Annotated in this window: 15 protein-coding genes; 10 read left to right on the top strand and 5 right to left on the bottom strand. The window is 59.0% G+C overall.

Translation table 11 applies throughout. The features are described 5' to 3' along the window. Positions 1-73 precede the first annotated feature (73 nt). Entirely contained in the window at positions 74-544 is a 471-nt protein-coding gene (locus HMPREF3155_RS01610) for a metallopeptidase family protein (RefSeq protein WP_062039102.1), read from the top strand. Positions 545-642: 98 nt separating this feature from the next. Here HMPREF3155_RS01610 and HMPREF3155_RS01605 read toward each other — a convergent pair whose 3' ends face one another. The 3 genes from HMPREF3155_RS01605 to HMPREF3155_RS01595 form a co-directional block, all read right to left on the bottom strand. Next, positions 643-891 (bottom strand): WhiB family transcriptional regulator, encoded by a 249-nt coding sequence (locus tag HMPREF3155_RS01605; protein ID WP_005528147.1) that lies wholly within the window; start codon positions 889-891, stop codon positions 643-645. Positions 892-1,405: 514 nt separating this feature from the next. Continuing rightward, a complete protein-coding gene (locus tag HMPREF3155_RS01600; RefSeq protein ID WP_070432416.1) occupies positions 1,406-2,500 on the bottom strand; it encodes a mannose-1-phosphate guanylyltransferase in 1,095 nt (364 codons plus the stop codon). 66 nt (positions 2,501-2,566) lie between these two features. Continuing rightward, complete coding sequence (locus tag HMPREF3155_RS01595) at positions 2,567-3,481, bottom strand: glycosyltransferase family 2 protein (protein WP_062035687.1); 915 nt, start codon at positions 3,479-3,481, stop codon at positions 2,567-2,569. 187 nt (positions 3,482-3,668) lie between these two features. Between HMPREF3155_RS01595 and HMPREF3155_RS01590 the strand changes: the two genes are divergently transcribed. Together HMPREF3155_RS01590 and HMPREF3155_RS01585 are read left to right on the top strand one after the other, a co-directional pair. Beyond that, positions 3,669-5,312 (top strand): LCP family protein, encoded by a 1,644-nt coding sequence (locus HMPREF3155_RS01590; protein WP_201057410.1) that lies wholly within the window; start codon positions 3,669-3,671, stop codon positions 5,310-5,312. A gap of 218 nt (positions 5,313-5,530) precedes the next feature. Then, entirely contained in the window at positions 5,531-6,202 is a 672-nt protein-coding gene (locus HMPREF3155_RS01585; RefSeq protein WP_062035688.1) for a TIGR03089 family protein, read from the top strand. Here HMPREF3155_RS01585 and HMPREF3155_RS01580 read toward each other — a convergent pair. Further along, a complete protein-coding gene (locus tag HMPREF3155_RS01580) occupies positions 6,199-7,092 on the bottom strand; it encodes a LysR family transcriptional regulator (protein ID WP_062035689.1) in 894 nt (297 codons plus the stop codon). The genes HMPREF3155_RS01585 and HMPREF3155_RS01580 overlap by 4 nt on opposite strands. Before the next feature lie 137 nt (positions 7,093-7,229). On the opposite strand from HMPREF3155_RS01580, the gene HMPREF3155_RS01575 reads away from it, so the two are divergent. The 3 genes from HMPREF3155_RS01575 to HMPREF3155_RS01565 are packed head-to-tail and all read left to right on the top strand — an operon-like array spanning position 7,230 to position 11,288. Next, complete coding sequence (locus tag HMPREF3155_RS01575) at positions 7,230-8,888, top strand: thiamine pyrophosphate-dependent enzyme (RefSeq protein ID WP_062035690.1); 1,659 nt, start codon at positions 7,230-7,232, stop codon at positions 8,886-8,888. Positions 8,889-8,915: 27 nt separating this feature from the next. Next, positions 8,916-10,193, top strand: a complete 1,278-nt coding sequence (locus HMPREF3155_RS01570) for an amino acid permease (protein WP_070432415.1) — start codon at positions 8,916-8,918, stop codon at positions 10,191-10,193. Positions 10,194-10,247: 54 nt separating this feature from the next. Beyond that, positions 10,248-11,288 (top strand): histidinol-phosphate transaminase, encoded by a 1,041-nt coding sequence (locus tag HMPREF3155_RS01565; RefSeq protein ID WP_062035692.1) that lies wholly within the window; start codon positions 10,248-10,250, stop codon positions 11,286-11,288. 26 nt (positions 11,289-11,314) lie between these two features. Here the strand turns inward: HMPREF3155_RS01565 and HMPREF3155_RS01560 are convergent, their stop codons facing one another. Then, positions 11,315-12,028, bottom strand: coding sequence for a TetR/AcrR family transcriptional regulator (locus HMPREF3155_RS01560; RefSeq protein WP_070432414.1), 714 nt, complete (start codon positions 12,026-12,028; stop codon positions 11,315-11,317). Positions 12,029-12,192: 164 nt separating this feature from the next. On the opposite strand from HMPREF3155_RS01560, the gene HMPREF3155_RS01555 reads away from it, so the two are divergent. The 4 genes from HMPREF3155_RS01555 (at position 12,193) to HMPREF3155_RS01540 (ending at position 17,718) form a co-directional block, all read left to right on the top strand. Next, positions 12,193-13,704: a flavin monoamine oxidase family protein gene (locus tag HMPREF3155_RS01555; RefSeq protein ID WP_062035694.1), complete on the top strand. Its 1,512-nt coding sequence runs from the start codon at positions 12,193-12,195 to the stop codon at positions 13,702-13,704. Positions 13,705-13,707: 3 nt separating this feature from the next. Continuing rightward, a complete protein-coding gene (locus HMPREF3155_RS01550) occupies positions 13,708-14,631 on the top strand; it encodes a universal stress protein (RefSeq protein WP_062035695.1) in 924 nt (307 codons plus the stop codon). A gap of 75 nt (positions 14,632-14,706) precedes the next feature. Continuing rightward, positions 14,707-16,269 carry an APC family permease gene (locus HMPREF3155_RS01545; RefSeq protein ID WP_070432413.1) on the top strand — a complete coding sequence of 521 codons (1,563 nt, stop codon included), beginning with the start codon at positions 14,707-14,709 and terminating at the stop codon, positions 16,267-16,269. A 72-nt stretch (positions 16,270-16,341) separates the two neighbouring features. Further along, on the top strand, positions 16,342-17,718 hold the full coding sequence (locus HMPREF3155_RS01540; RefSeq protein WP_070432412.1) for an NAD-dependent succinate-semialdehyde dehydrogenase: 1,377 nt from the start codon (positions 16,342-16,344) through the stop codon (positions 17,716-17,718). Positions 17,719-17,782: the final 64 nt, after the last annotated feature.

Genomic DNA, 17,782 nt, shown 5'->3' with positions numbered 1-17,782 from the left:
GTTGAGATTTGAATAGTCGAAACTCGGCGCGTCCCGCACGAAAATGGTCATGCGAAACCTTAAAATCACGGGCATGACCATGCGCCGCCCCCACACTCGTCCGTTCCGCGACCGCCGCGGAAGGGGTATGCACGGACCGCTTTTGCCACAATCGACGCCGCGTTTCCGCAGCAAGAGCGAGCGCTTCGACATGGCCGTACTCGAGGCCTATGCCCCCATCCAGAATGCTTTTGCAGAGCAGCTCGCCGGATTGGACTTGGCGGTGGACACGGTTCCACGCATGCGGCTTTCTGCTGATATGACGGTCCTGCCGGAAGAGATCATCGCCGACGGCCCGGTACCTTTAGGCCGGGTTGTCCCTGCTGGCGTTGACGCTGCCGGCCACCCAACACGCGCCCGCATGGTAATTTTCCGGATGCCCATCGAGGAGCGTGCCGAAACATCTAGCGAACGCGCAGAGTTGCTAGGCACGGTTCTAACTGCGTTGGTGGCCAATTACCTCAACCTTGATCCGCAGGACGTTGATCCTCGGTTTAGCTGGTAAGCAAAAATCCTCCACCACAATCCACGCCCTAGCGCCAGATGACACTAAACATAGATAGAGGTGAAGGATTTAAGAAGAAAGGTTTCCCTAGCCGGAGGTTAACCAATCTCGCGCTTGAGGCGGCGGCGTTCACGATCAGACAGTCCGCCCCAGATTCCGAAGCGCTCGTCATGCTCTAGTGCATACTCGAGACACTCATCTCGCACCGCACAAGCCTGGCAGATACGCTTGGCTTCGCGGGTGGAGCCTCCCTTCTCCGGAAAGAAGGCTTCAGGATCAGTCTGCGCGCACAGTGCCTGGTCTTGCCACTCCTGCTCGACGGCGCCAAAAAGCTCATCGAGAGACATCTCTGCGGCAGCACCGCCACGGAGAATAGCGCCATTATTCGAGTTTTTCTCCACGCTAATTCCTTTCTCCGAGGTTGGGTAGGTTTCTTCTAAGTTGCACCGACCTTACACCAAAGCCAAAGTTTGGCGGAGGCGTCGCCGATGCGCTTGATTACACTGATGTTATTTCACACCGGATCACTAAATATCGTCAACCCGAAAACGAGGCCTTCCGGGGATTCTCTCCAAAAACGCAGCACACGATCCCCAACTTTCACATCCGTCACATAGATCCCCCTCCGGGGGTAAGGGCCGGGGGTACCATATGTAGTGGTGGTCCATATTCCTGTGAACAATTCCAAGGTTTGATCGGCGTGTCGCCACCATCTAAGCCGATCTGCTGGATCTCTGCGCGCACAAGCTGCCCAGCAACCAAAACCGTAAAAGACCAGCCAAAAAGCGAAAACTCCCACCACCTGCGCCCCCCTTAAAAGGAAACGGGTCGTGGGAGAGATAGCTTAAATGTCTGCTCTTTTTAAGCGTCAGAGCTGAAGCGGACGCCGGCATCCGGAATCTGTACGCCCGGGAAGACACGCATGCCTCCCTTGAGCTCACAGCGCGCTCCGATGACAGCGCCCTCACCGATGACGCAATTGTCGATGTGTGCGTTGGCGCCGATTTGCGCGCCCGAAGCGATAATCGAGTTGCTGATGATTGCCCCCGGCTCGATGGTCACGCCGTCAAAGACAACAGTGCCGTCCAGACGCGAGCCTGCACCGACCTCAGAGCCGCGGCCAATCGCGGTGCCAGAAAGCAACAACACACCGCCGGCGATTCCGGCAGACTCATCGACGAGGGACTCACCGGTGCGGCCTTCCAGCAGCGGCGAATGAGCAATGCCACGAACCAAGTCAGAAGAACCTCGCACGAAGTCATCTGGGCGGCCCATATCGCGCCAGTAGGAGTTGTCGACGTGACCTACCACCATGCGACCGGACTCCAACAGGCTCGGGAAGGTCTCACGCTCAACGGAGACCACGCGGTTAGCCGGAATGGTCTCAATGACTTTCCGCTTGAACGTGTAGCAGCCAGCGTTAATTTGGTTCGTTGGCGGATCCTCGGTCTTTTCCAAAAACGCCGTCACGCGGCCGTTGCTGTCAGTCGGAACGCAGCCGAAGGCGCGCGGGTCTGCCACGTTGAGCAGGTGCATGGTAACGTCCGCATCCTTTTCGTGGTGGGTTCGCAAGATGCCGCCCAGGTCCATACCGGAGAGAACATCGCCGTTGAAGACCATCACGGTATCGTGGCGCAATTTGTCGTAGACGTTGCGGATGCCGCCGCCGGTACCCAGCGCGGTCTCTTCTACTACGTATTCGATTTCCAGGCCCATATCGGAACCGTCACCGAAGTACTCTTCGAAGACCTCTGCCTTAAACGACGTCGACAGCACCACGTGGGTAACGCCCGCAGCCTTGATGCGGGCAAGAAGGTGCTGCAGGAACGGATAGTTAGCAGTCGGCAGCATCGGCTTTGGGGTGCCGATGGTCAGCGGGCGCAGGCGGGTTCCACGGCCACCGACGAGGATGACGGCATCGGTAGAAGCGCCCCATTGGACAGCTGCTTGACTCATAGAAGAATTCCTTATGCGAATAAATCGACGTGTTTTATCGGGGGTCAGTGTATATGCCCAAGGCGCCTAGCCACTGCTGCGGCACGCTAGGGCGCTTAGAGCAAACCCGCGCAACCGCAGTCCGGCCTTGAGCGCCAGTCGGACTGGCGCTTGCCACCACTGCGGATGGCGGTCGGCTTGGAAGCGGTAAGCCGAGTCGTGGTGGGCTCGCAGCATCGCGCCCGCATGCGCCTGGGTAGAGTGCCCTTTGGCATGGGTGATGATTGCCTCAGGGCAAAAGACGTTGCTCCAGCCCGCACGGCTAAAACGGTCACCCAGATCGACGTCTTCCATGTACATGAAGTAGCGCTCGTCAAAGCCGCCGATCTGCTGGAACGCATCCCACCGCACCAAAAGGCAGGAACCCGAAAGCCAGCCCGCCTCGCGCTCGACGGACATATGGGCGTCATTGCGATAGGCACGCGACCACGGGTTGCTAGGCCAGATGGTGCCAAACAGGGCGTGGCCGATGCCGGTGGTCAATGTGGGGATCGCACGCGCGGAAGGATAATACGAGCCATCCGGTTCCACGATGCGCGGGCCTACGGCTGCGGCTTGTGGATTCCGGCGCGCACACTCCACCAACTTATCCAAAGCTCCAGGAGTAAAAGTAACGTCTGGGTTGCTGATGAGGAAGAACTCTTCATCGACCTCACCCAACGCGCCGGAGCGGACAAGCCGCGCGCCGGCATTCATTCCGCCGCCGTAACCGATGTTGCCGCCCGTGTCTAAAAACACAACGTCGTCACGGCCAGCAGCCGCGGTCTGCGGCACTGAATCGGTGGAGCCGTTATCCGCCAAGACCACAGCCGTGGGCCGGTTGGTTGCGCTTTCCAGCGATTTAAGGAAATCCCCAAGGTAATGGCCCGGCGAATACGTCACCGTGACCACTGCGAGGGCAGTTACGTTATCTGTGTTCACAATGCTGCTTAGCGTACCCATACTCGCTGCTAGGTTGCTGCCAAGACACTACAAGCTTGACGAAAATCATGTATAGATCACGATTTCTTTCTCTTCTCGCCTAAACTGTCACAAGATCAGCCCCTAAATTGGCTACACGGCAAGCACCGAGAGAAGCCACCTTGCTTGCTGCCACCTTTGAACGCCACAATTAGAAAGTCCTCCTCCTGTGTCTTCTGAGAAAAAATCAGACAAGCAGCGTCGTTCCCGCGCCATCTCGCCCTCGCCCAATTCGGCGACGGCGGTAAAGCAACAGGGGTCCAAGCCCCTGAAGGCCGTCATGGCATTTGTATCGGCGGCAATCTTGGTGTTCTCTGGCGTTGGCTATGCCACCGTGGGCCGCGTGGGCGATGGCATGTCCTCTGTCTCTAACCTCGCGTTGGGCAACAAGGGTGGTTTTAAGGCAGACACCGAAGACGGCGCGATGGATATCTTGCTGGTGGGCAAGGATTCGCGCACGGATGCCAAGGGCAACCCGCTGTCAGACAAGGAACTGGCAGACCTCCACGCCGGCGTGGACGAGGGCGAGGAGAACACAGACACCATCATGATCATCCGCATCCCGGATGACGGCTCCCGTGCAACTGCGGTTTCGATTCCGCGCGATACCTACGTCGACGACGGCGAGTTTGGCAACACCAAGATTAACGCCGTTTTCGCTTCCCACAAGACGGACAAGGTCGAAGAGCTAGAGCAAGAAAACGCCGAGGCAGAGGTTGAAGGCAAGAAGAAACCACATTCCGCGAAGGAGATCGAGCAGCAGGGCGTGGAGGCCGGCCGCCAGGGGCTTATCAGCATGGTGCGCTCACTCACAGACATCGATATCGATCACTACGCTGAGGTCGGCCTGCTGGGCTTCGTGCTGCTTACCGACGCCGTCGATGGCGTCGACGTGTGCTTGAACAACGACGTTAAGGACGTCATGTCTGGCGCTGATTTCAAGAAGGGCCGCCAGACCCTCCACGGCGCCCAGGGCCTGTCCTTCGTCCGCCAGCGCTACGAGCTTCCACGCGGCGACCTGGACCGCATCGTGCGCCAGCAGGCATACATGGCTTCTTTGGTTTCCAAGGTGCTCTCCTCCGGCACCCTGGCTAACCCAAATAAGCTCTCCAAGATTGCTGACGCAATCGAACGCTCTGTAGTCATCGATGAGGGCTGGGACGTCATGGGTTTGGTCACCCAGCTTTCAGGCTTGGCCGGCGGCAACGTCACCTTCACCACCATTCCGGTGACCTCCATCGACGGCGTGGGTGACTACGGTGAGTCCGTCGTGACCATCGACAAGAAAGAGGTCCATAAGTTTATGGATGACCTCGCCAAGACTGCGGAGCAGACGGAGGAAGCCGCGGCGTCGTCAAGCGCAGAGGCAGGCTCCAACCCTTCCGAAAAGCCAGTAGCCGATGGCATCGAGGTCAACGTGCTCAACGCGGGCAGCATCGATGGCCTGGCCTCCGGCGTTGGCACATGGCTGACTGGCGTGGGCTACAAGGTCGACCAGACCAGCAATGCCGAGCCGGGCCTATACTACGAGTCCCAGATTGTCGCCGCGGATGAGAACGACCAACGCGCCAAAGACTTGGCTGAGCAGCTCGGTGGTCTGCCGGTTACTTCCAGCCCGTCGCTGGACGAAAACACCTTTGTCGTCGTGGCTTACGACGACTACAAAGGCCCATCTGACGAGGAAGCGCAGGCCGCAGAGCCCACCGACTCCGAACCGGGCGAACAGGTCGGCACCCCAGGCAGCGACATGGGCGCGGCAGAGGTTGCCCCGGAGATCGACGCCGGCGGCGAGGGCCCGCGCTGCGTGAACTAAACGCTACACAAACTAAGTAATTCTCGAGCCAGGGACCTAATTCAAAAGGTTCCTGGCTTTTCTTAGGGATCGTTCCCCAGTTTTTGGCAGGTAGTTGCCATTTAATGTTAAAAATGAGTATCCCTATCACTCACTTTCCGGGGCGCTCGAGGGCCCAGGGCCGTAGTGTGAAAGCATTCCCTGCCGCGCTAAGGCTCAGTCACCTACGATGGGCGGACATGGATATGCTTCAGCACCTACTTTCCGCAGATGCCGCAGCGCCGCGCCTGACTTTCTACAACGAAGCCACCGGCGCGCGCATGGATTTTTCCGCACAGACCTTGGATAACTGGGTCTCCAAGATTGCCAACATGCTCCTAGAAGAGCTTGAGCTCGATTCCGATTCCCTCATTTTCCTCGACCTCCCTGTTTCCTGGCAGCCCGCAGTTATCGCTTTGGGCGCCATTGCTGCCGAGGTCCACACAGCGTTCACTCGCGCTGAACTAGACGGTGCAAGCCCCGATGTTATTTTTGCCGCGCCCGAGGGCTACGCAGAGTTGACTGAGGAATTCGCAGGAGCCGATGTTGTGCTCGTTACCGATGACCCATTCGGGCGCGGCGTCATCGAATCCGGCGGCGAATTGCCCGCGGGCGCCATCGACTTTGGGCCCACCGTGCGTTTCTACGGCGATCAGTTCTATGGCCCCACCACCGCTTTGCCGGAGCTTTATTCTGCCGCCGGCCCTGCCCAACGCGTGATGTCCGCGGGGTGGAAGGACAAGGATTCCTTTAAGAAGTTGATTCTCGAACCGCTCGCATGTGGAGGCTCCGCCGTTATTGTCGCCGGCATGTGCACTGCCGAGCGTTTAGAAGAAATCGCCGCCAACGAGAAGGTGGATCTGCGTCTTTAGCTGGCACGAACGCCATCGGCGGGGTTAATTCCCAGAAACTCCTGGAGGCGCGTGACCACGGCATGGATTTCCGCGGTGGCAAAGTGCCCGCGACGCCAAGCCGCGTGCAGGGGCACACCGCCTAGCATCTCCTCCTCATTGCAGATGCGCAGGCCTACCGCGTCGTGGGCCTGCAGAGCACTGGAGATGGCGATTGCACGCCCGGCTCGCGCGAGGGCGATGAGCGTAACGGTGTCCTCGCACTCGACGACGTCGCCAAGCACAGCGTGGTTGCGCCCTACAAAGGCATCGAAGAGCCCGCGTGAGACGCTGCGCCGGCCTGACATGGCGAGACGATGAGTGACCAAGTCCCCCACGTCAATGCTGTCTTGGCCCGCTAGAGGGTGCTCCTTGTTTACCCAAGCCCGGATAGTGGCCTCCCCCAACGGAACGGAATCGAGCCCCTCCTTTACTGGAATTGGCGTCACCACCACATCGGCGGTGGTATCTAGCGCTTGGTACACCTCGTAGTGCTCGACCGCCAGCGTGGTCAGAAGCGGAATCTCCTCGCGCGCGTCAACGATGAAAGGCGCCAAGATCGTCGAGATGGTCGTCGGCGTTGCCGCCACCTGCAAGGCGCGCATCTCGCCGCGTTGCAGCGCCGAAACCGCCTGCGTAGCCCTGTTATTATCTGCCACCAATTGCTGGCACACGGGAATCAATGCCTTGCCCGCCTCGTTGAGACGCAGCACCCCAGCTGCGCGTTCGAAAAGCTCGAGCCCCAGCTCCTCCTCAAAGCGCCGCAGCTGGCGGCTTAGCGCCGGCTGGGTGATGCTCAATTGCTCTGCCGCGGTGGTCACGGAACCGGTGCGCGCGAGCGCCAAGAAATATTTCGCCCTCGTGTAATCCATAAAACTTCATTTAACACGAGCTATTACCAATGGGCATGGATTTGAAAAATCTTAGACATTAGACAACATGGACGAAATTCCTTCACAATAAGGTGAAATTGTTGTACCAATCACAGAAGAAGGATTGTCTGAAAACTATGACTCGTCGCCATGTTGGCACCGCCATCGCTGAATCTCTCGCAGCACACAACGTCAAGCGCGCATACCTCGTCCCAGGCGAGAGCTTCCTGCCAGTACTTGATGGGCTCTATGACAGCCCCATCGAAACCATCGTTACCCGCCAGGAAGGCGGCGCTTCCTACATGGCAGAGGCACACGGCAAGGCCACCGGTGAGCCGGGCGTCGCAATGGTCACCCGCGGCCCAGGCGCTTCCAATGCTTTCGTTGGTATCCACACCGCCTGGCAGGATTCCACCCCGATGGTCCTCTTCGTGGGCCTTATCCCCTTCCCCGACCGTGACCGTGAGTCGTTCCAGGAATTCGACCCAAAGGCGTGGTTTGGAACCCAGACCAAGCAGGTCTTCATCCTCGATGACCCATCCCGTGCTTCCCACGTGGTGGCGGAGGCATTCTTCCAGGCCAAGCAGGGCCGCCCAGGCCCAGTAGTGGTGGGCCTGCCGGAGGACATTCTCCACTTGGACTTCGACGGGGAGATTATCCAGCCAATCAACGTGACAGACGGCGCGGTATCCCCAAGCGATATCGCCGCGCTTTCCGAGGCCCTACGCTGCGCCGAGCGCCCACTCATCTTCGCCGGCGGCCCACGCTGGACCCCAGAGTCCGCACGCCAAATCACCGAGTTTGCAGAAACCAACCAGATTCCGGTGGTCCACGATTTCCGCGCCAGCGACCGCATCCCTTTCTCTTCCCCGGCCAACGCCGGCTGGCTGGGCTACGGCCGTGACGAGAAGGCAGCTGCGCTGCTCAAGGATTCCGACCTCGTACTCGCCGTTGGAGCAGTGCTTGGCGACGTCCCGACTGACGGCTACAAGCTGCGTCAAGGCGCAAATGACCGCAACTTCTTCATCAACATCGATTCCAGCCTGCGTGGCAACTCCGCAGCCGTCACCCGCCACATCCTGGCCAGCCCGGTAGCCTTCGCCGAAGCGCTGTCTGAGATCAATACGGGCGAGGTCTGCGCTGCCCAGCAGCAGTGGTTCGCGGATGCGCACGCGGCGCAGGTGGCTTTCTCTACGGTTCAGGACGAAGCCGACTGGCGCCCGGCTCCTGAGGGAACCGCACACATCGAATCACTCATGCGCGCCATTCAGGAGCAGGCCCCAGAGGATTCCATCTACACCTTCGGCGCCGGAAACCACTGCATCTGGGCGCAGCAGTTTATGCGCACCAACGTCTACCCCTCCCAGTTCAGCGTGCGCAATGGCTCGATGGGCTACTCCGTTCCAGGTGCGGTCTCCACCAAGCTGGAGTTTCCTGAGCGCACCGTCATCGCCATTGCTGGCGACGGCGAGTACCTGATGAACGGCCAAGAGCTGGCTACCGCCCTGCAGTACGGCGCTCCTTATCTGACTGTCGTGATGTCCAACGGCGAGTTCGGCACCATCCGCGATCATCAAAAGAACCACTTCCCTGATCGCGTTTCCGGTACCCAGCTTTCCAACCCGGATTTCGCCGCCGTCGCCCGTGGCTTTGGCGCACACGGCGAGCTTGTCACTTCCGACGCCGAGGCAGGCCCTGCCGTCGAGCGCGCCCTGCAGGCTATGCGCGAGAAGCAGATTCCAGCAGTCATCAACGTGATTGTGGATCAAGCTCTGTCGCTGCCTGACAACGACTAAAACTGTCCCCAAACAAAGGATTTTTCAATGAGCGATACCGTTGCTACCGCTGTTGAGCGTGCAGAGGTCAAACCTGCTGGCTCCACGATGACTTGGGTCATCACCCTGTTCGGCACTGCCGTCGGCGCAGGAATTTTGTTCCTTCCACTTAACGCTGGTGGATTTGGTTTCTGGCCACTGGTCTTTGCCACGGTCTTCATCCTGCCGCTAGTCTATTTCTCGCACCGCACCTATGTCCGAATAGTCAGTGGCGCGCCGATCCGCGACCACGGCAAGGACGTCCTGGAACTGGCCACGCAGTATTTTGGCCGCACCTCCGGCATCGTTATCGCCATTTTGTACTGGCTCGCTATCTTCCCCACGGTGCTGATTTACGGCATCAGCATCACCAACTCGGTCGATAGCTTCATCGTCAACCAACTGGGTGGACCTTCCATCAACCGGTGGGTACTCGCCATCCTTTGCGTGGGCATTATGACCGGCGCGTTCGCCGTGGGCCGCAAGCCCATGCTGTGGCTGGCCCAGGTGCTGGTCTATCCGCTCATCTTCGCTTTGGCAGCAACGTCCATCTATCTCATCCCACGCTGGGATTTTCAGAGCTTCCTGCACTACGACAACGGTGAAGGCGACTTTGGAATCCTCAAGGGAATCCTGCTGATTCTGCCGGTGCTTGTATTTTCCTTTTCCCACATGGCGGCACTGTCTCAGTTCGCACTAGACATGCAGCCGGCCTATGGCGAGAAGACCGCCAAGCGCGTTGACCGCACGGAGATGCTTACCGCCATCTTGCTGGTGGTCTTTACCATGTTCTTTGTTTGGTCATGCGTCCTGGCTTTGGGCGCCGACGGAATGAATGAGGCGCTGGAACAAAACATTCCGGTACTGTCCTACTTCGCTAACGTCACCGGCACCCCGTTCATGGCCTACATGGCACCCGTTGTGGTCATGTGCGCCATCATCTCCTCCTACTTCGGCCACATGCTGGGCACCGAGGAAGGCACAGAGTACCTGCTGCGCCTAGCAGCGCCAAAGCTGGCTGAGCGCATCTCGCACCGCAGCCTGCTTAACATCATCTATCTCATCACCTTCGTTGGCACTACCCTGGTGGCGGTCTATAACCCATCCATCGTGTCGATGATTTCGGTCGTCGGTGGCATCTTCGTGGCTTTCCTCGTTTACCTGGTCCCGGTCTACATGTTCAAGAAGTTCGACGCTTATTCCAAGTTCAAAAATGACCCGTGGAACTACTTCGTATTCGGCATGGGAATCGTCATTATGGCGGTTACCGTGTGGAACATGTTCTAATTCTTATCTATCACTTCTTAAAAGTCGCTTTAAAGTTAGGAGTTTTATAGTCATATGCTTCGCTCTGATCTCAACAAGTTCCCTGATTACAAGCCCGGCAAGTCCGACGGCGACAAACTGAAGCTCTCCTCCAACGAAATCCCTAACCCGCCGCTTCCTTCCGTGCTCGAGGCAATGACGCGGGCGGCAGCGGAGACCAACCGCTACCAGATCGATGGCTGCCCAGAACTGACCACCGAGCTTTCTAAGTACCTGGGCGTTCCTGAAGATCACCTCACCATCGCAGCGGGCGCCTCGGCCATCGTTCAGCAGGCCATCGGAATGTCCTGCCACACTGGTGACGAAGTAATCTTCCCGTGGCGCAGCTTCGAGGCTTACCCGCTCTACGTGCGCATGGCCGGCGCGGAACCAGTGATGACTCCGCTTACCGAGGACGACCGCTTGGGCTTGGATGCCGTAATCGAGGCCATCACGGACAAGACCCGCGCCATCATCCTCTGCAACCCGAATAACCCAACCGGCACCACCATCACCAAGGGCGAGTTCCGTGACTTCATGGAGCGGGTTCCGAAGGACATCGTGGTTATCCTCGATGAGGCTTACTGGGAGTACAACGACGCGGAGGATACCCCGGACTCTGCCGAGGAGATTTTCAACTACCCGAACCTGGTGGGCGCCCGCACCTTCTCCAAGGCCTTCGGCCTTGCCGGTGCACGCGTGGGTTACGGCATCGCCTCCCCGGAGCTCATCCACGGCCTCAAGCTAATGACCATGCCGCTAACGGTTACCTACATGGCAGAAAAGGCTGCCATCGCAGCGCTTAACTCGGCAGAGGAGCTGCTTGCCCGCGTCGAAGAGACCAAGGTGCAGCGCGAGCGCGTAGCAGAGGCAATTGGCGCGCGCCCTTCCAAGGGCAACTTCGTTTGGATTCCACGCGGCGACGCCGAAGAGGTTGAACGCAAGCTTTCCGACGAAGGCGTCATCATTCGCCGCTACCTGGATGAAGGCGTTCGCGTTTCCATTACAACTGAGGAAGAAACAAACATCTTCTTGGCCGCCTGGGAGCGTGCGGGCATTCGCCCATACGGCGAATAATCGCCTTCTATCCCATCGCCCTTTCCCTACTTAGACGGCGGTTGCTCACCTGGAACCGCCGGCAGGAAATCTGCCAATAACGCCGCCAAACCCGTTTGAAACGGATCTTCCGCAAACGGGTTGGCGGCTTTTTGCTCTTTAGTTGCCGCAGCCGAAAGTTTTTCTTGCCATGCAGCACGAGCGCTGCGCAGATGCGGTGCTTCTATATCACCGTCTTCGGGAACCTCGAAGATTTCTTGGGGAGCATTGGCGTCGAAGGCGGAGCCGTAGATGAAGGACTCCAGCATGATGATCCGCGGCAGAATCTGCGCGGATTCGACGCCGGCAAATGCCAGTACCTCAGCTAATTTTTCGTACATTTTCACTGCCCGTGGAGCACCGGACACGGGGGTAGAAGCAATGACCTCCACCAGCGGATAGTGCCGCGCGAATACATCGCGGTAGGAACGCGCCCAGACCTCTAATGCGTAACGCACGCTCACCTCGCCCGCTAAGGCGGCGTCGAGAAGCGATGCGTCTACCTGCGCCATAACCGCATCCTCTACAAGGATGAGCAGCTCATGTTTGTTAAGTACATGGTTGTACAACGCACTCGGCCCCACCCCCACTTCGCGGGCAATTCGGGCCATTGTGAGTTTGGCATAGCCACTTTCCTCCACAATTTTTAAAGCGGCCTCGGCAATTTTCTCACGGTTTACCAGCGCCTTTGGTGGCCGACCTTTAGCGCGCGAAAAATTCATGGCTCAAACCTCTATCCAGAGTCACATTGATTCCTGTACAGTGACACGCAACACAAAATGAATGTTGTTCATTTTGCGCTGAGCTTTCAAACAATTTTCCCATAGACGTTTCCTCTGCACCGCGTAGAGGAAGATGTTCACCACTTCGCACAGGAGAACCCACCATGTTGTCATTATTTAGCAACGAATCCAACACCAACCCGGTCCTCGAGCGCGACGTTGTCGTCATCGGCGCGGGCCCTGCCGGCCTCATGGCAGCACGCACGCTGAAGAATAAGGGCCTTTCCGTCGCAGTCTTGGAAGCCCGCGACCGCGTCGGCGGCCGTACTTGGAATGGCAAGGTCAAGGATGCCGAGGGTGTCGAGCACTTCGTGGAGCTGGGCGGACAGTGGATTTCCCCGGATCAGACGCGGCTCATCGAGCTCGTTGATGAGCTAGGACTCGAAACCTTCCAGCGCTACCGCGAGGGCAAGTCCATCTACGTTGCCCCAGACGGCACCCGCCATGAGTACGAGGGCACCGTCTTCCCTGCTTCCGAGAAGACCATCGCGGAGATGGACCGCCTCATCAAGATCATGGATGACCTCGCAGCCGAAATGGACCCGGCGCGCCCCTGGGCACACCCGCGTGCGAAGGAGCTGGACTCCATCTCCTTCCGCAAGTGGCTCGAAGGCTTGTCTGATGACCCGGAGGCAATCGACAACGTCTCCATCTACGTCGCCTCGGGCATGCTCACCAAGCCTTCCTATGCTTTCTCCACCCTGCAGGCAGTCCTGATGGCTGCTTCCGCGGGCTCCTTCTCCAACTTGGTCGACGAGGACTTCATCCTGGACCGCCGCGTGGTCGGCGGCATGCAGTCCGTGTCTCTGACCATGGCCGAAGAGCTAGGTGAGGATGTTTACCTCGGCACCCCTGTGCGCGAGCTGCACTGGGCCGAGGTTGACCCAACCACCGCTGATGACCTCAACAAGGTCGCAGCCGACGTTCGCAACGGCGTGCCGAACAACGGCGAGGCCCGCGAGGTCATCGCCTACTCCGAGAAGGTCACCGTGAAGGCGCGCTACGCCGTGCTCGCGGTTCCACCAAACCTGTACAACCGCATCTCTTTCGTTCCGCCGCTGCCACGAGACCAGCAGATCGTGCACCAGCACATCTCCATGGGCTTGGTCATCAAGGTCCACGCCATCTACGACAAGCCTTTCTGGCGCGAAGAGGGCCTTTCCGGCACCGGCTTCGGCGGCGGCCGTTTAGTTCAGGAGGTCTACGACAACACCAACTACGGCAAGAACTTTGCTGCCTCTGCCGAGGGCGAAGAAGACCAGTACGGCACTTTGGTTGGCTTCGTCTCCGACGTTTATGCCGAGGAAATGTGGCACCTGCCTGAAGAAGAGCGCAAGGAGCGCATACTTTCTGCCATGGCGGACTACCTGGGCCCGAAGACCAAGGAGCCAATCGCGTTTTACCTCTCCGACATGGCCGCTGAGGAGTGGACCCGCGGCGCCTACGCCACCTCTTATGACCTGGGCGGCCTATCCCGCTGGGGCCACCTGCAGAACGAGCCGACCGGCTCCATCTACTACGCCTGCTCCGACATCGCTGCCGAGGGCTACCAGCACGTCGACGGTGCTATCCGCCAGGGCGAGCTCGTCGCCCAGGAGATTGCCGATAAGGGTTAAATATTGTCTGCTTCTGATTTTGATCGCCGCGCAGCCACCGGACATATCTTGGTGGGCTACGTTGCTACGGACTATGGCAAGGACGCGCTCCGCTTGGGCATCGCCCTTGCTAAGACCCGCAACGTCAACCTTGAGATCGTCATGGCCGCGCCGGCCAATAATTCCTTCTCCGGTGTCTACCCGCACGACCGCGGATACAGTTCCATCCTGGAAGAACAGATTGCAGGTTGGTTACAGGAGGCGCTGGGCGAAGTCCCCAGTGACATCCGCGCCACCGCCCGAATCGTCCCCGGCGAGTCTGAAGCCGAAGCGCTCAATCGCGCGGCGGAAGAACTGGACTGCGACATGATCGTGGTTGGTGCGCGCAAGGGCGGCCTTTTTGGCCGCTTCCAAATGGGTACTGCGGTCAACACGTTGTTGCACTCCGGTACTGTCCCTATCGCTCTCGCGCCACGCGGCTACTCCTACCCCGGTCCAATTAGCCGCATCACCGTCATGTTTGGTCCGCGCCCAGGCACCACGGACGTCATCGCAATTGGTTTGGACCGCGCGCGGCGCCGTCGCCTTCCGCTGCGACTGCTTTCGCTCGTGCTGCCTGGCGAGTCCGATCTGCATGGCCTCGGCACCGACGTTCCCAATGCGGTACGCGCTTATGCCAACCGCAAGCTGGGCGATATCGCCGAAGAAATGCTCTCGGCTGGTTACGCCACAACCGACGTCGCCACTGGGCGCGACGTCGAAGCCGCAATGGAAAACGTCACCTGGCAAGACGGAGAGCTCGCCGTGGTTGGCTCTTCTCGCCTCGCGGTTCCCGGCCGGCTCTTCTTGGGTGGCACGGCGTCGCGAATGCTGCGCTCCATTCCCGTTCCCATGGTCGTCGTACCAGCCGGCTACATGCACGCCGGCGCCGACCACGAAGCGATCTAGCAGACGCTTTCGCCCAGATCGCTTCCTACCACCAGACCGTATTTCCTAGTTCTTTTTGAAAGGCGGTGAGTAGTCATGACTAGTGCCACTCCTGCACCACCGATTCAGCCCACGCCAGGAAGCGGCGATAACATCGCTTCCACCAAGGGCCTGGCTACCGGGCGCGTCGGCTTACTCGGCGCAGTCGTCATCGGCATCAGCTGCATCGCGCCGACCTATACGCTGACTTCGGGACTTGGCCCCACCATTTCCGCGGTGGGCGAGTTTGTTCCGGCGGTCCTCCTTTTGGGATTCATCCCGATGCTCCTGGTGGCCTTTGCCTACCGTGAGCTCAACAATGCGGTTCCGGATTCCGGTACCTCATTTACTTGGGCCACCAAAGCCTTTGGTCCCTGGGTGGGCTGGATGGGCGGATGGGGCCTTATTACTGCCACCATCCTGGTGCTCTCGAACCTTGCCGCAGTCGCCGTGGACTTCTTCTATCTCCTCCTTGCCCAGATAGCAGGCCGCCCCGAAATTGCAGACCTAACGCGCAATCTCTGGATCAATATCCCCACCACGATGGTCTTCATCGCCATCGCAGCCTGGGTTTCCTACCGTGGCCTAGATTCCACGCAGAAGCTGCAATACGTGCTGGTTGCCATCCAGATCATGGCCATTGTGGTCTTTGACATTGTGGCCATCGTGCGCGCTTATAAGGGCGGTGGATTCGACTTCACCCCGATTTCAGTTTCATGGTTTAATCCGCTGGAAATCGGCAACTTTTCCCTCATCGCGGCCGGCATTTCCTTGTCCATCTTCATGTTCTGGGGCTGGGACGTCACGCTGACGATGAACGAGGAAACAAAGAACCCAGAAAAGACTCCGGGGCGCGCTGCAACCATCACGGTCTTGGTCATCATCAGCCTCTACATTCTGACGGCCTTGGCTGTCATCACGTGGGCAGGAACGGGTGATGAAGGCCTGGGTGCCGGCAACCCGGAGAACCAGGAATCGATCTTCGCCGCGCTCTCCTCCCCTGTGCTGGGCTCGGCCGCCCTGCTTATCTATGTCGCTGTGCTCTCAAGTTCCTTCGCCTCGCTGCAGTCCACGATGGTGGGCCCCGCCCGTACGCTGCTGGCGATGGGCTATTACAAGGCGTTGCCGCCGGTCTTTTCCAAGATCAGCCCCAAGTTCCGCACGCCGTCTACGGCCACGATTGCCTCCGCTATTGCAGCGGGCGGTTTCTACACGGTCACGCGCATCCTTTCTGAGAACGCTCTGTGGGACACCATCTCTGCCCTCGGATTGATGATCTGCTTCTACTACGGCATCACCGCCGTGGCCTGCATTTGGTACTTCCGCCACGAGCTTTTCAGCAGCGTACACAACATCATCTTCAAGTTCGTCTTCCCCCTGCTGGGTGGCGGCTTCTTGCTGCTGATGTTCTTTACCACCGCATTCGATTCGCTTAGCCCGGAATACGGTTCTGGCTCCTCAATTTTCGGAGTGGGCACCGTCTTCGTGCTGGGCATGGGAATTCTGTTGCTCGGCGCCGTATTAATGCTGTTCACGCGCTTTGCCCATCCGGATTTCTTCAAGGGCCGCACATTGAAGCGGATAACGTCCGGCGAAGACTCTCAATTGCCGCTAGTTTAGAGGCTAGCCCTATTTCAACCTAGTTCACTATTAGGCTCTAAAAAGAGCTGGATCACACAACAAGGAGTATTAATGTCTAACACTTACCGAGTTCAGAACCCTGCTACTGACGAGATCGTCGAGACCTTCGACTCCGCCACCGACGCCGAGGTAGAAGGCGCACTGGCGAAGGCCGCCGCAGCCTACCGCGAGTGGAGCGCGCGCCCGATGTCCGAGCGCGCGGAAATCGTTGCTCGCGCAGCACACCTCTTTGCGGAGCGCAAGGAGGAGCTGGCCAAGATTGCCGCGGAAGAGATGGGCAAGCCAATTTCCGAGGGCATCGAGGAAGCAGAGTTCTCAGCGGCCATCATCAAGTACTACGCCGATAACGGCGAGGAATTCACCAAGGATCAGCCGATTCCGGCTTCTGCCAATGGCACTGCGGTAATCCGCCGCCTGCCCATCGGCCCGCTGCTTGGCATCATGCCGTGGAACTTCCCCTACTACCAGATTGCCCGCTTCGTGGGCCCGAACCTGGTCCTCGGCAACACCATCGTCCTAAAGGATGCAGAAATCTGCCCTCGCTCCGCACTCGCCGTGCAGAAGATCATGGATGACGCCGGCATTCCGGAAGGCGTGTACAACAACATCTTCGCCACCCACGATCAGATTTCCACCATCATCGCGGATCCACGCATCCAGGGAGTTTCCCTGACTGGCTCCGAGCGCGCCGGCGCCATCGTGGGTGCCCAGGCAGGCCAAAACCTGAAGAAGGCAGTGCTCGAGCTCGGTGGATCCGATCCTTACATTCTTCTCGATACCGACGACGTCAAGGAAGCAGCCAAGCTGGCGTGGACGACCCGCATGTACAATACGGGCCAGGCCTGCAACTCCAACAAGCGCATGATTGTCATGGAGGACATCTACGAGGAGTTCGTGGCTGAGCTGACCAAGCTCGCACAGGCAGCAAAGGCAGCGCCTGCCGACGCCCAGGGCGAAGGCACCTACTCCTGCCTGTCCTCGCGTGCGGCTGCGGAGACCCTGCACGATCAGATTCAGCGCGCGGTGAAGGAAGGCGCTTCCTTGCGCGCTGGCGGCGAGCTGGCGGACAAGGGTGCTTTCATCTCCCCCGCCGTTATCACCGACATTCCAGTCGGCTCTGACATCTACTACGAGGAGTTCTTCGGCCCAGTTGCTGTGGTCTACAAGGTTTCCTCCGACGAGGAAGCGCTCGAGCTGGCTAACAACACCCAGTTCGGCCTGGGCGGCACCGTCTTTTCCAAGGACACCGAGCGCGCAGCCGCCATCTCTCGCCGCCTCGAGGTGGGCATGGCCAACGTCAACACCCCGGCCGGTGAGGGTGAAGAGCTGCCTTTCGGCGGCGTGAAGCGCTCTGGCTTCGGCCGTGAGCTCGGCCCGCTGGGCATGGATGAGTTCGTCAACAAGCAGATGTACTACATCGAAAACTAGTCCTGCTGGCTTGCCGCCCACGCTCATACGCAAAAGGGAGGCTGTCACTAACCAAAGCGTTAGT

This window comes from Corynebacterium sp. HMSC06D04, assembly GCF_001807315.1.
Classification (GTDB): Bacteria; Actinomycetota; Actinomycetes; order Mycobacteriales; family Mycobacteriaceae; genus Corynebacterium; species Corynebacterium simulans.
This window is presented reverse-complemented; position numbering and strand designations above follow the sequence as displayed.

What these genes read in the sequence shown, in the direction of transcription:
- HMPREF3155_RS01610 (WP_062039102.1), top strand. Translation starts at nt 74, where the DNA reads ATGACCATGCGCCGCCCCCACACTCGTCCGTTCCGCGACCGCCGCGGA.
- HMPREF3155_RS01605 (WP_005528147.1), bottom strand. Translation starts at nt 891, where the DNA reads ATGTCTCTCGATGAGCTTTTTGGCGCCGTCGAGCAGGAGTGGCAAGAC.
- HMPREF3155_RS01600 (WP_070432416.1), bottom strand. Translation starts at nt 2,500, where the DNA reads ATGAGTCAAGCAGCTGTCCAATGGGGCGCTTCTACCGATGCCGTCATC.
- HMPREF3155_RS01595 (WP_062035687.1), bottom strand. Translation starts at nt 3,481, where the DNA reads ATGGGTACGCTAAGCAGCATTGTGAACACAGATAACGTAACTGCCCTC.
- HMPREF3155_RS01585 (WP_062035688.1), top strand. Translation starts at nt 5,531, where the DNA reads ATGGATATGCTTCAGCACCTACTTTCCGCAGATGCCGCAGCGCCGCGC.
- HMPREF3155_RS01580 (WP_062035689.1), bottom strand. Translation starts at nt 7,092, where the DNA reads ATGGATTACACGAGGGCGAAATATTTCTTGGCGCTCGCGCGCACCGGT.
- HMPREF3155_RS01575 (WP_062035690.1), top strand. Translation starts at nt 7,230, where the DNA reads ATGACTCGTCGCCATGTTGGCACCGCCATCGCTGAATCTCTCGCAGCA.
- HMPREF3155_RS01570 (WP_070432415.1), top strand. Translation starts at nt 8,916, where the DNA reads ATGAGCGATACCGTTGCTACCGCTGTTGAGCGTGCAGAGGTCAAACCT.
- HMPREF3155_RS01565 (WP_062035692.1), top strand. Translation starts at nt 10,248, where the DNA reads ATGCTTCGCTCTGATCTCAACAAGTTCCCTGATTACAAGCCCGGCAAG.
- HMPREF3155_RS01560 (WP_070432414.1), bottom strand. Translation starts at nt 12,028, where the DNA reads ATGAATTTTTCGCGCGCTAAAGGTCGGCCACCAAAGGCGCTGGTAAAC.
- HMPREF3155_RS01555 (WP_062035694.1), top strand. Translation starts at nt 12,193, where the DNA reads ATGTTGTCATTATTTAGCAACGAATCCAACACCAACCCGGTCCTCGAG.
- HMPREF3155_RS01545 (WP_070432413.1), top strand. Translation starts at nt 14,707, where the DNA reads ATGACTAGTGCCACTCCTGCACCACCGATTCAGCCCACGCCAGGAAGC.
- HMPREF3155_RS01540 (WP_070432412.1), top strand. Translation starts at nt 16,342, where the DNA reads ATGTCTAACACTTACCGAGTTCAGAACCCTGCTACTGACGAGATCGTC.